This window comes from Pseudomonas sp. LPB4.O (assembly GCF_038383825.1).
Taxonomy (GTDB): Bacteria; Pseudomonadota; Gammaproteobacteria; order Pseudomonadales; family Pseudomonadaceae; genus Aquipseudomonas; species Aquipseudomonas putida.
Window position 1 is genome coordinate 5,613,889 of the sequence record NZ_CP151298.1, and the last position, 12,582, is coordinate 5,626,470.

Sequence of the window (12,582 nt, forward strand, 5' to 3'; positions counted from 1 at the left end):
CATGCTGGCGAACCTGGACGCCCTCGGCTATGCCTCGATGACGCCGATCCAGGCCCAGAGCCTGCCCGTCATCCTCAAGGGTCAGGACCTGATCGCCCAGGCCAAGACCGGCAGCGGCAAGACCGCCGCCTTCGGCATCGGCCTGCTGAACCCGATCAACCCGCGCTACTTCGGCTGCCAGGCGCTGGTGCTGTGCCCTACCCGCGAGCTCGCCGACCAGGTGGCCAAAGAGCTGCGCCGCCTGGCCCGCGCCGAGGACAACATCAAGATCCTCACCCTGTGCGGCGGCGTTTCGCTGGGCCCGCAGATCGCTTCGCTGGAGCACGGTGCGCACATCATCGTCGGTACCCCGGGGCGCATCCAGCAGCACCTGGACAAAGGCACCCTGGTGCTCGACGGCCTGAACACGCTGGTGCTGGACGAAGCCGACCGCATGCTCGACATGGGTTTCTTCGACGCCATCGCCAGCATCATCGGCAAGACCCCATCGCGCCGCCAGACCCTGCTGTTCTCGGCCACCTACCCGTCCGGCATCAAGCAGTTGGCCGCCGATTTCATGCGTAACCCGCAACAGGTCAAGGTCGAGAGCCTGCACACCGATAACCAGATCGAACAGAGCTTCATCGAGATCGACCCACAGCACCGCCTTGAAGCCGTCACCCGTGTGCTCGGCCACTACCGCCCGCAATCCTGCGTGGCGTTCTGCTTCACCAAGCAGCAGTGCGAGGACGTGGTTGCCCACCTGACGGCCAAGGGCATCGTCGCCCAGGCGCTGCACGGTGACCTGGAGCAGCGCGACCGTGACCAGGTACTGGCCATGTTCGCCAACCGCAGCAGCTCGGTGCTGGTGGCCACCGACGTGGCCGCACGCGGCCTGGATATCGATGGCCTGGACATGGTCATCAACGTGGAGCTGGCGCGTGATGCGGAAATCCACGTGCACCGCGTGGGCCGTACCGGCCGTGCTGGCGAGAAAGGTGTGGCGGTAAGCCTGGTGGCACCGGCAGAAGGCCACCGCGCCCAGGCCATCGAAGACCTGCAGAAAAGCCCGCTGCGCTGGGACTCGCTGGACAGCTTGAAGAACAAGGGCGGTGAACCGTTGCTGCCGGTGATGACCACGCTGTGCATTGCCGCAGGCCGCAAGGACAAACTGCGCCCAGGGGATATTCTTGGTGCGCTGACCGGTGATGCCGGCATCCCGGGCAAGCAGGTGGGCAAGATCGCCATCTTCGACTTCCAGGCGTTTGTTGCCGTAGAGCGCGCGCTCGCCAAGCAGGCCATGCAGCGGCTGAACAGCGGCAAGATCAAGGGCCGCGCCCTGAAAGTCCGTATTCTCTGACATTTTTTGGGGCTGCTCTGTAGCCCATCGCCGGCAAGCCAGCTCCCACAGGACCACCACAGGCCTCATGCTTGTGCAGGGCCTGTGGGAGCTGGCTTGCCGGCGATGGGCCGCACAGCGGCCCCAAACTACCCATGAGGTAACACCGTGCACTCCACCGACGTGATCATCCTCGGCGCCGGCGCCGCCGGCCTGATGTGCGCCCAGCTCAGCGCCCGCCGTGGCCGCCGGGTGCTGCTGCTCGACCACGCCAACAAGCCGGGCAAGAAAATCCTCATGTCCGGCGGCGGGCGCTGCAACTTCACCAACATGTACACCGAGCCAGCCAACTTCCTGTCGCACAATGCGCACTTCTGCAAGTCGGCCCTGGCCCGCTACACCCAATGGGACTTCATCGAGCTGGTGTGCAAACATGGCGTGGCCTACCACGAGAAGAAGCTCGGCCAGCTGTTCTGCGACAACAAGGCCAGCGACATCCTCGACATGCTGCTGGCCGAATGCGACGAGGCCGGCGCCGAGATCCGCATGCACACCAGCATCGAACACATCGAGAAGACCGAAAGCGGCTACCTGCTGCAGACCAGCGGCGGCCAGTTCGCCTGCCAGTCGCTGGTGATCGCCACCGGGGGCCTGTCGATCCCGACCCTGGGCGCCACCGGCTTCGGCTACCAGGTGGCGCGCCAGTTTGGCCACACCCTGCTGCCTACCCGCGCCGGGCTGGTGCCGTTCACCATCACCGAGCCCCAGCTCAAGGCACTGTGCACCGAGTTGTCCGGCACCTCGCTGGACTGCACCGCCAGCTGCAACGGCACCAGCTTCCGCGAGAACCTGCTGTTCACCCACCGCGGGCTGAGCGGCCCGGCGATCCTGCAGATTTCGTCGTTCTGGGAAGCCGGTGACACGGTCGAAATCAACCTGCTGCCGGACCGCGATGCGCTCACCTGGCTGCAGCAGATGCAGGCCGAACGTGCCAACGCCGAACTGAAGACCGTGCTGGGCGAGGTATTCACCCGCAAGCTGGCCAACCTGCTGGCCGAGCAATGGTTCGAGTCCAGGCCGATGAAGCAGTACACCCCGGCGGAACTGGCGCAAATCGCCGAAAAACTGGCGAACTGGCAAGTGGTGCCGGCCGGCACCGAAGGCTACCGCACCGCCGAAGTGACCTTGGGCGGCGTGGATACCCGCGAAGTGTCGTCCAAGACCATGGAATCGCTGAAAAGCCCGGGGCTGTACTTCATCGGGGAAGTGCTGGATGTCACTGGCCACCTGGGCGGTTTCAACTTCCAGTGGGCCTGGGCATCGGCCAACGCCGCGGCGCAGTTCGTGTAGAGTAGAATCCATTCAGCAGCACGGAACGCTTCTTGCTGGCCCGTGCTGCACTGCATTCTTCGCTCACTGCCTAGCAGGCCATCATGTCATCGAGCTCGTTCCGTCAGTCACTGCGTCGCCTGTGGGGCCAAGACAAGTTCAGCTACAGCATCCGGGTCACCATCGCCCTCACCGGCAGCCTGGCCCTGTGCTGGTACCAGAACGAGATGGCCCTGCTGATTCCGCTGTTCCTCGGCATCATCGCCAGCGCCCTGGCCGAGACCGACGACAGCTGGCAGGGCCGCCTCAGCGCCCTGGCCGTTACCTTGGTGTGTTTCGCCATCGCTGCGCTGGCGGTCGAGTTACTGTTCCCCTACCCCTGGATCTTCGCCATCGCCTTGGCGTTGGCGGCGTTCGGCCTGACCATGCTCGGCGCCTTGGGCGAGCGCTATGGTGCGATTGCCTCGGCGACACTCATCACGGCGGTTTACACCATGATCGGTGTGGACCAGCGCGGTGGCCAAGTGACGGACTTCTGGCACGAGCCACTGTTGCTGGTGGCCGGTGCGGCCTGGTACGGGCTGCTTTCGGTACTTTGGCAGGCGTTGTTTTCCAACCAGCCGGTGCAGCAGAGCCTGGCCAAGCTGTTCTTCGAACTGGGCAGCTACCTCAAGCTCAAGGCCAGCCTGTTCGAGCCCATCCGCACCCTCGACGTCGAGGCCCGGCGCCTGGAGCTGGCCCAGCAGAACGGCAAGGTGGTGGCAGCGCTCAACGCAGCCAAGGAGATCATCCTGCACCGCGTGGGCAACAGCCAGCCGAACTCCAAGGTCAGCCGCTACCTCAAACTGTACTTCCTGGCCCAGGACATTCACGAGCGAGTCAGTGCCTCGCACTACCCCTACAACGGCCTGACCGAAGCGTTTTTCCACAGCGACGTGATGTTCCGCTGCCAGCGCCTGCTGCGTAAACAAGGCTCGTCCTGCCAGGAGCTGGCCCGCTCGATCCGCCTGCGCCAGCCGTTTGTGCTGGCCAGTGGTTATCCAGAAGCCCTCGAAGACCTCAACGCCTCGCTGGAGCACCTGCGCCTCCAGAACAACCCGGCCTGGCGCAGCCTGTTGCGTTCGCTGCGGGCACTGGCCGCCAACCTGGCAACACTGGACCGCCTGCTAAGCGCCGCCAGCAACCCGGACAGCCTGGCCGATGCCAGCGACAGCAGCCTGCTCGACCGCTCGCCACGCTCGCTGAAGGACGTGTGGAAGCGCCTGCGCACCCAGCTCACGCCGACTTCGCTGTTGTTCCGTCACGCCCTGCGCCTGCCGCTGGCGCTGTCGATCGGCTACGGCATGGTGCACCTGATCCACCCGACCCAGGGGTACTGGATCATCCTGACCACGCTGTTCGTGTGCCAGCCCAACTACGGTGCAACCCGGCGTAAGCTGGTGCAGCGAATCTTCGGCACCGCCGTTGGCCTGACAGTGGGCTGGGCGTTGTTCGACCTGTTCCCCAACCCGGTCATCCAGTCGCTGTTCGCCGTGGTTGCCGGGGTGGTGTTCTTCGTCAACCGCACCACCCGCTACACCCTGGCCACCGCCGCGATCACCCTGATGGTGCTGTTCTGCTTCAACCAGATCGGCGATGGCTACGGCCTGTTCCTGCCGCGCCTGTTCGATACCCTGGTGGGCAGCCTGATCGCCATCCTGGCGGTGTTCCTGTTCCTGCCGGACTGGCAAGGGCGACGGTTGAACAAGGCGCTGGCCAATACCCTGGCCTGCGCCAGCGTGTACCTGCGCCAGATCATGCAGCAGTATGCCCACGGCAAGCGCGACGACCTGGCCTACCGCCTGGCCCGGCGCAACGCCCATAACGCCGACGCCGCGCTGTCCACGACCTTGGCCAACATGCTGATGGAGCCTGGGCACTTCCGTAAGGAAGCCGACGTCGGCTTCCGCTTCCTGGTGCTGTCGCACACCTTGCTCAGCTACCTCTCGGGGCTGGGCGCGCACCGTGACACGGCCTTGCCGGCAGAGGTGCAGGAGCAGTTGATCGAGGGCGCCGGGCAAAGCCTGGCCAGCAGCCTGGACGAGATTGCCAACGGCCTGGCCGCACGGCTACCGGTGGCGATTCACAGCGATGCCGAAGAGGCGCTGGCCAATGCGCTGGAGCAGATGCCGGAAGAGCTGGATGAACATCAGCGGTTGGTGCAGACACAGTTGGCGTTGATTTGCCGGCAGTTGGGGCCGTTGCGGACCTTGGCGGCACACCTGATCAAGGAAGGTGCGCCGGCCTGATTGCTTTGTTGCCTGTGCCCGCGAAGAGGCCAGCACAGGCGATACAGATCAGAAGCCATGCTGGCGCAACAGCCGGTCATAGCTGCCATCGGCCTTCATCGCCGCGATGGCCTGCTCGAAACGCTCGACAATGCGCTTATGCTCCGGGTGCTTCAGGCTCACCAGGATATGCAGGGTGTTCTCCCCCAGCGGCGGCTCCACCAGCATTACCCCATCACGCACTTCCTGCGGCTCACGCTGCAGGTTATAGCGGGCCACGTACTCGTCTTCCACCGCCAGGTTCACCCGCCCTGCCGCCAGCATGCGTACCGCCGACGAAAAGTTGCGCACCGGCACCTTGTGCAGGCGGGTATCGCCGTCGAATTCCGGTGAATAGGCGTAATCACGCACTACGGCGATGGTGTAGGGGTACAGATCCGACTGGCCTTTGTAGTGGAACGCTTCGCCCGTGCGTTGCAGCAGGCGAATGCGGTTAGTCAGGTAGGCACTGGAAAACTGCCCGATGTTGGTGCGCGAGTCGTTGTACCAGGCATTGATCAGTATGTCGTAGCGCCCTTCACCTACCCCCAGCAGCGCCCGCGCCCAGGGCGCTTCTTCATAGCTGCTGGTGTAGCCGGCACGGGCCAGCGCCGTGGTGACGATGCTGGTCGCCAGGCCGCCGCCCGGCATGTTGGCATCCGTGAACGGTGGCCAGTTGTCAGCCACCAGGCGTAGCTTGTCGTGACCCGGGGCGGCCGTGGCCCCCAGCATTGCCAGTAATCCCAGAACACAAAGCAGTGGCCGCATGCTCAAGTCCTTTCGCAATGGTGGGCACACACTGCCGAAGAGATTACACAAAGCTGTTACCAAGGGCAGCGGCCAATAGTGTCATTTAGCCTCTATTTTGGCCGAAGCACCGACGACGTGCGATGATCGACTACCCACTCAAGGAGTTCGCCCATGTCCATCGACTGGCTCTGCAAGCACCACACCGACCTCGGCAAGGAGCAGCTCTACGCCATTCTGCAGTTGCGCACCGAAGTGTTTGTGGTCGAACAGCGCTGCGCGTACCAGGAAGTCGATGGCCAGGACCTGAGCGGCGATACCGTGCACCTGATGGCCTGGCAGGACGACAAGCTGGTGGCTTATCTGCGCTTGCTCGACCCGCAGTCCCAGGGCGGGGATGTGGTTATCGGGCGGGTGGTGACCGCCCCCGAAGCGCGCGGCCTGAAACTGGGGCACCCGTTGCTGCTCAAGGGGCTGGAGGCGGCAGAGCATTGCTGGCCGGGAGTACCGGTTTACCTGTCGGCGCAGGGGCATTTGCAGGAGTTTTATGCCCGCCATGGGTTTGCGGTGGTGGGCGAGGAACATCTTGAAGATGACATCCCGCACATCGGGATGCGCAAAGGCTGACATTGCCGGGGGTGCTTTGCCCCCCTTTCGCCGGCAAGCCAGCTGCCACAGGTTCCGCACAGGCCTGAGCCCCAAATGCTTCAGGGGTAACCCAGCACTTCGCGGATCTGCCGCAGATGGCGGATGATCCACTGCTTGTCGATCGCCCCCCAGTCATGAATGCGGTAATGCCCGGCGTGGTTGCGTGCGCCTTCCTGCTGTTCGAACTCGCAGACGATGTCCAGGTCGGCCAGGGCGGCGATGGTGTCCTGGGCCGTGCGCCGCGGCATGCCGGTGGCCTCCATCAGGGCGGGCACGCTGGTCGCGGTCTGGCTGTCGATCAGCCAGGCGACGTACAGGCGACGGTAGAAGCTGCTCTTGGTCTTGCTCACTTCCATGCTGCGGGGTCCTTAGCAGTTGCCTGGCAGCTCCCGATAGGTCAGGTAGACGCGCAGGTCGAATTCCAGTTGGTGGTAGTCCGGCTCCATGTGCTGGCAGAGCTGGTAGAACGCCTTGTTGTGATCGCGCTCGCGCAGGTGCGCCAGTTCGTGCACCACGATCATGCGCAAGAACTGCGGCGCAGCTTCCTTGAACAGCGAGGCAATGCGGATTTCCTTCTTCGCCTTGAGCTTGCCGCCCTGCACCCGCGAAACCGCCGTGTTCAGGCCCAGGGCCCGATGGGTCAGGTCGAGGCGGTTGTCGAACAGCACCTTGTCCAGGTTCGGCGCACTGCGCAGGTATTGCTGGCGCAGGTCCTGGGCATAGCCGTACAGCGCCTTGTCGCTTTGCACGTCATGGCGGTCGGGATAGCGGCGCTGGAGGTATTCACCCAGGCGGTCGCTGTCGATCATCTGCCGCACCTGCTCTTGCAGGTGCGGGGGGTAGGCTTGCAAGTAACGTAATACGGTCATGGCGCTGCATTCGGCGTAACGAATGCCGATTCTAGCCAATCACGGGCCAGGCCAGGAGAAAATCGCCGGGAAGCCGCTGGCATCCGCCGCGGTCATCGGGTACGCCACCAGGAAACCCTGCACGTATTCGCAACCATTGGCCTTCAGCCAAGCCGCCTGGGCCGGGGTTTCCACACCCTCGGCGATCACTGTGATGCCGTAGTCGGCGCACAGGCCGATGACGCTGCGGACCAGGGCAGCATCCACTGCCGAATCGGGCAAGCGCGCCACCAGGTGGCGGTCGAGCTTCAAGGTGTCGATCGGCAAGTCACGCAGCATGCGCAACGAGCAGTCGCCGGCGCCAAAATCGTCCAGGGCCACCCGCACCCCCAGCTCGCGCAAGCGGTGTATCTGTTTGACCGCCGCATCGATGTTGTACATCAGCGAAGTTTCCGCGACTTCCACCTCCAGCTGCGCCGGGTCCAGCTGGTAAAGCTGGATCACCCGCTGCAACTCCTCGACCAGGCCGGGCATGACAAACTGCGCGCGGCTCAGGCTGATGCCAAGCACAAGGTCGGCGGGAAACCGGTCGTACCAGGCGTGGCGCTGGGCGGCCCCCTGGCGGTAGATCCAGCTGGCCAGGCGGTTGATCAGGCGGGCTTCTTCCAGCAATGGAATGAACAGCCCCGGCGGCACGTCGCCGACGCTGGGGTGCTGCCAGCGCAACAAGGCCTCGAAGCCACGCAGTCGGCCATCAATGAAGGACACCTGCGGCTGGTACACCAAGGTGAAGTCCTGCTGCTCGATGGCGGCGCGCACACTGTCTTCCAGCATCAGCCGCGAACGCGCCCGGCCGTTGAGCTCCTGGTCGTAGAAACGGTACTGCTGGCGCCCGGCCTGCTTGGCGGCGTACATCGCCGCATCGGCTGCGCGCAGCAGGCCTTCCACATTGGCCCCGCAGTCCGGGAAGGTGGCGATGCCGATGCTGACCCCAAGGCACACATCCAGCCCTTCGATCTGGTGGCTGATGGAAATACGCTCAAGCAGTTTCTCGGCATAGCGCCCGGCCTGTTCGGGATAGGGCAGGCTGTCGAAAAGCGCGGTGAATTCATCCCCTCCCATGCGTGCCAGCAAGGCCTCGCTGCCCAGGCAATCCTTGAGTTGCTCGCCCACCCAGCGCAGGACGCGGTCACCGGTGTCGTGGCCCAACGAGTCGTTGATGCGCTTGAAGCCATCCAGGTCCATGTACATCAACGCCTGCGCCTTGTCCGAGCGCTCGTTGCGCAGCAGCGCACCTTCGGCAGCCTGGTAGAAACCGCGGCGGTTGAGCAGGCCGGTGAGCGGGTCGGTCACGGCCTGGTATTCCAGCTGCTGGTGGAGGTTGCGCACCACCGACATGTCCAGCACGGTGACCACCATGGCCTGCTGGTCAGCCGGCAGCGGTGCGCAGGACAACGCCACCGGCACCAGTTCGCCGCCGGGGGTACGCAGCTGGGCATCATGCACCCGGAAGATACGCCGCCCCAGGTAGGCCTGGTAGAAGTCAGAATCACCCCACAGGCTGGCACTGGCCAGTTGCACCAGGTCGAGCAGGTGCACGCCCTGCAGTTGCTGCATCGGGGCAGACAGCAAGCGCGAAATGGCCGGGTTGGCAAAACTGATGATGCCCTGGGTATCCACCACCAGGATGCCTTCGGCGGCATTCTCCAGGATCGACGCATTGAACGCCCTGGCCGCTTCCAGTTCGCGCGTCAGGCGCTGCAGCATGCGCCGGTTGCGTTGCTGATCGAGCAAGGCCTGGACCTTGGGCTTGAGAATTTGCGGGTCGAACGGTTTGAACATGTAGTCCACAGCGCCGCTGGCGTACCCTTTGAGCACGGCGGCTTCGGACTGTTCGTTGGCGGTGAGGAATATGATGGGTGTCAGCCGGGTGCGCTGGCTGCCACGCATCAGCCGGGCGACTTCGAAACCATCCATCTCCGGCATCTGTACATCCAGCAAGACCAGGTCGACATCGTGTTCGAGCAACGCACTCAAGGCTTCCGTCCCCGAGCTTGCCGTCAACACTTGCCAATCCTGCCGGGCCAGCAACGCCCGCATGCTGATAAGGTTCTCCGGGTAGTCATCTACCACCAGTAGAACCGAGCAGCCATCCAGTGGCTGTGGTTGAACTTGAGCTTGAGCGCCATCCATGCTGCTTCTCGATTATGTGACCGACTTCAAAATACGGTTGGATCCATTAGTACTCTAGACCTGAGGTGGTAACACGCAATGCAATCAGAACGCTATCAGCGGTTCAACTGTACGGTAGCCGACTAACGGTCGGTCTGCCGGATTTATCCTCCGGCTTTTTGTCGCCCCAAAAAAAACCCGCATCACTGCGGGTTTTTTACGGCTGCCGGTCGATCAGTTGACCTTGGCGGCCAGCTCACCTTTCAGGTAGCGCTGGTACATGCCTTCCAGGGAGATCGGCTTGATCTTCGAGGCATTACCCGCGGTGCCGAAGGCTTCGTAACGGGCGATGCACACGTCACGCATGGCTTTGACGGTTTCACCGAAGAACTTGCGTGGGTCGAACTCGCTCGGGTTCTGCGCCATCAAGCGACGCATTGCACCGGTGGAAGCCAGACGCAGGTCGGTGTCGATGTTGACCTTGCGCACGCCGTGCTTGATGCCTTCAACGATCTCTTCGACCGGTACACCGTAGGTTTCCTTGATGTCGCCGCCGTACTGGTTGATGATCGCCAGCCACTCTTGCGGTACCGAGGAAGAACCGTGCATCACCAGGTGGGTGTTGGGGATGCGCTTGTGGATTTCCTTGATGCGGTCGATGGCCAGCACGTCACCGGTAGGTGGCTTGGTGAACTTGTAGGCACCGTGGCTGGTACCGATGGCGATCGCCAGGGCGTCGACCTGGGTCTTCTTGACGAAGTCGGCCGCTTCTTCCGGATCGGTCAGCATCTGGCTGTGGTCCAGCACGCCTTCGGCGCCGATGCCGTCTTCTTCACCGGCCATGCCGGTTTCCAGCGAACCCAGGCAGCCCAGCTCGCCTTCTACCGAAACGCCGCAGGCGTGCGCCATGGCAACGGTCTGCTGAGTAACGCGGACGTTGTACTCGTAGTCGGTCGGGGTCTTGCCGTCTTCGCCCAGCGAACCGTCCATCATCACCGAGCTGAAGCCCAGCTGGATGGAGCGCTGGCAGACGTCAGGGCTGGTGCCGTGGTCCTGGTGCATGCACACCGGGATGTGCGGGAATTCTTCGATCGCAGCCAGGATCAGGTGACGCAGGAACGGGGCACCGGCGTATTTGCGGGCACCGGCCGAGGCCTGGACGATCACCGGGGAGTCGGTCTTGTCAGCCGCTTCCATGATGGCGCGCATCTGCTCAAGGTTGTTGACGTTGAAAGCTGGTACGCCGTAACCGAACTCGGCGGCGTGGTCCAGCATCTGGCGCATGCTAATGAGTGCCATTGTGTATCTCTCTCCCGACAAGCGTCGTTTGTTTCGTGCAAGCCTGCCGCAGGGGCGGTTGCTGTTCAAGTAGTGTGGGCCATTCACGCGGCCCGGCCAGTCACGGTGCCTTGCAGCCCCGCCCAATCAGGTCGTTGGTTGCCACCCAGTACACCAGGCCTTCTTCGCCCTTGGTGTGGAAGGCCAGCATGCCATCGCTGTACAGCGCACCCGAAGCACCCGGCTCGGACTTGAGCCGGTAGACCTGGTCACCGCCGCCAAGGCGTACGTCGACCTGGTCGCGTTGTGCATCGGCGAAGCGCCACAGCACTTCGGCCTGGGTGTCGCAGACCCAACGGGTCCAGTTGTCTGCCGGGGCGGGTTGCGCCGGCTGCAGCAGTGAGCATCCTGCCAGTGTCGCCAGGGCCGTTACGGCCAAAAGCGCTTTCATTACATATCCTCTAGATGACCACACAGCGGTCGCTTGGTTGCCTGGCCCGACGAAACGCCGGGGTCAAGGGCAACCCGGCGCCTTGCGCTGGTGGTCTTCGTCGTACTTTTCCAGGCCTTCCGGGCCCACGCGCTTGCTGATGACCGGCACGGTTTCGGCCTGCCACTCGGACTGGTAGCAACCACCCTTGGGCGGATGCGCCGGGTCGCCATCCGAGGCCGGGCTGCCAGAGCAGGCGCTCAGCAGGCCAGCCAGCATCATCACAGGCAATTGCTTGACCATCAGGCCACTCCCTTTGCCAAGCGCCGACGTCATCAGGCCTTGGCCCGCTCTTCCAGGATTGCCACCGCTGGCAGGACCTTGCCCTCGACGAACTCGAGGAAAGCACCACCACCGGTAGAAATGTAGGAGATTTGCTCGCTGACGCCATATTTGTCGATGGCTGCCAGGGTGTCACCGCCACCGGCGATGGAGAACGCTGCGCTCTCGGCAATGGCTTTTGCCAGCACCTTGGTGCCGTTGCCGAACTGGTCGAACTCGAACACGCCGACCGGGCCGTTCCACAGGATGGTCTTCGACGACTTCAGCAGCTCGGCGAAGTTGGCTGCAGTTTGCGGGCCGATGTCCAGGATCATGTCGTCGGCAGCAACGTCGGCGATGGCCTTGACGGTAGCTTCGGCGCTCTCGGCGAACTCCTTGGCAACCACCACGTCGACGGGCAGCGGCACGCTGACCTTGGCGGCGATGGCCTTGGCGGTGTCGACCAGGTCAGGCTCGTACAGGGACTTGCCAACCGGGTGGCCAGCAGCGGCCAGGAAGGTGTTGGCAATCCCGCCACCAACGATCAGTTGGTCGCAGACCGAGCTCAGGCTGTTCAGTACGTCCAGCTTGGTCGATACCTTGGAACCGGCAACGATGGCTGCCATTGGCTTGGCCGGGGCCTTCAGGGCCTTGCCCAGGGCGTCCAGTTCAGCAGCCAGCAGCGGGCCTGCAGCAGCGACTTTGGCAAACTTGGCTACACCGTGAGTGGAACCTTCGGCGCGGTGGGCGGTGCCGAAGGCGTCCATGACGAACACGTCACACAGGGCAGCGTACTTCTGCGCCAGCTCGTCGGCGTTCTTTTTCTCGCCCTTGTTGAAGCGCACGTTCTCGAACAGCACCAGCTCACCGGCCTGTACCGCGACACCCTCCAGGTAGTCGGCAACCAGTGGCACGTCACGGCCAAGGGCCTTGCTCAGGTAGTCGGCAACCGGCTTGAGGCTGTTCTCGGCAGAGAATTCACCTTCGGTCGGGCGGCCCAGGTGCGAGCAGACCATTACCGCCGCGCCCTTCTCCAGGGCCAGCTTGATGGTCGGCAGCGCTGCCAGGATACGCGCGTCGCTGGTTACCACACCGTCCTTCACAGGCACGTTGAGGTCTTCGCGGATCAGTACGCGCTTACCTTGCAGGTCGAGGTCGGTCATCTTCAACACGGTCATGAATGCA

General features: G+C 63.6%; 12 protein-coding genes. 4 read left to right on the plus strand and 8 right to left on the minus strand.

Features of this window, described 5'->3' with window-relative positions; all coding sequences use genetic code 11:
- Position 1: 1 nt before the first annotated feature.
- The 3 genes from dbpA to yccS all read left to right on the plus strand — a co-directional run bounded on the left by dbpA (position 2) and on the right by yccS (position 4,935).
- A complete protein-coding gene (gene dbpA, locus MRBLPB4O_RS25405; protein ID WP_231995348.1) occupies positions 2-1,339 on the plus strand; it encodes an ATP-dependent RNA helicase DbpA in 1,338 nt (445 codons plus the stop codon).
- A gap of 147 nt (positions 1,340-1,486) precedes the next feature.
- A complete protein-coding gene (locus MRBLPB4O_RS25410; RefSeq protein ID WP_016489502.1) occupies positions 1,487-2,668 on the plus strand; it encodes an NAD(P)/FAD-dependent oxidoreductase in 1,182 nt (393 codons plus the stop codon).
- An 83-nt stretch (positions 2,669-2,751) separates the two neighbouring features.
- Positions 2,752-4,935: a YccS family putative transporter gene (gene yccS / locus MRBLPB4O_RS25415; protein ID WP_341796940.1), complete on the plus strand. Its 2,184-nt coding sequence runs from the start codon at positions 2,752-2,754 to the stop codon at positions 4,933-4,935.
- A 48-nt stretch (positions 4,936-4,983) separates the two neighbouring features.
- On the opposite strand, the gene MRBLPB4O_RS25420 is transcribed toward yccS, so the two are convergent.
- A complete protein-coding gene (locus MRBLPB4O_RS25420) occupies positions 4,984-5,721 on the minus strand; it encodes a transporter substrate-binding domain-containing protein (protein WP_341796941.1) in 738 nt (245 codons plus the stop codon).
- Positions 5,722-5,874: 153 nt separating this feature from the next.
- On the opposite strand from MRBLPB4O_RS25420, the gene MRBLPB4O_RS25425 reads away from it, so the two are divergent.
- Positions 5,875-6,327: a GNAT family N-acetyltransferase gene (locus tag MRBLPB4O_RS25425; protein ID WP_341796942.1), complete on the plus strand. Its 453-nt coding sequence runs from the start codon at positions 5,875-5,877 to the stop codon at positions 6,325-6,327.
- 80 nt (positions 6,328-6,407) lie between these two features.
- On the opposite strand, the gene MRBLPB4O_RS25430 is transcribed toward MRBLPB4O_RS25425, so the two are convergent.
- The 7 genes from MRBLPB4O_RS25430 to MRBLPB4O_RS25460 all read right to left on the minus strand — a co-directional run bounded on the left by MRBLPB4O_RS25430 (position 6,408) and on the right by MRBLPB4O_RS25460 (position 12,575).
- Positions 6,408-6,704: a winged helix-turn-helix domain-containing protein gene (locus tag MRBLPB4O_RS25430; RefSeq protein WP_003249396.1), complete on the minus strand. Its 297-nt coding sequence runs from the start codon at positions 6,702-6,704 to the stop codon at positions 6,408-6,410.
- A gap of 12 nt (positions 6,705-6,716) precedes the next feature.
- A complete protein-coding gene (locus MRBLPB4O_RS25435) occupies positions 6,717-7,217 on the minus strand; it encodes a M48 family metallopeptidase (protein WP_051099874.1) in 501 nt (166 codons plus the stop codon).
- A 39-nt stretch (positions 7,218-7,256) separates the two neighbouring features.
- Positions 7,257-9,389, minus strand: coding sequence for an EAL domain-containing protein (locus MRBLPB4O_RS25440; RefSeq protein ID WP_341796943.1), 2,133 nt, complete (start codon positions 9,387-9,389; stop codon positions 7,257-7,259).
- A gap of 213 nt (positions 9,390-9,602) precedes the next feature.
- Positions 9,603-10,667 carry a class II fructose-bisphosphate aldolase gene (gene fba / locus MRBLPB4O_RS25445; RefSeq protein WP_016501943.1) on the minus strand — a complete coding sequence of 355 codons (1,065 nt, stop codon included), beginning with the start codon at positions 10,665-10,667 and terminating at the stop codon, positions 9,603-9,605.
- 100 nt (positions 10,668-10,767) lie between these two features.
- Entirely contained in the window at positions 10,768-11,097 is a 330-nt protein-coding gene (locus tag MRBLPB4O_RS25450) for an MliC family protein (protein WP_012274521.1), read from the minus strand.
- Between the two features lie 63 nt (positions 11,098-11,160).
- Positions 11,161-11,412: a hypothetical protein gene (locus MRBLPB4O_RS25455; protein WP_016489511.1), complete on the minus strand. Its 252-nt coding sequence runs from the start codon at positions 11,410-11,412 to the stop codon at positions 11,161-11,163.
- Positions 11,412-12,575 carry a phosphoglycerate kinase gene (locus MRBLPB4O_RS25460; RefSeq protein WP_341796944.1) on the minus strand — a complete coding sequence of 388 codons (1,164 nt, stop codon included), beginning with the start codon at positions 12,573-12,575 and terminating at the stop codon, positions 11,412-11,414. The genes MRBLPB4O_RS25455 and MRBLPB4O_RS25460 overlap by 1 nt, the downstream gene beginning before the upstream one ends.
- Between the last annotated feature and the right edge of the window lie 7 nt (positions 12,576-12,582).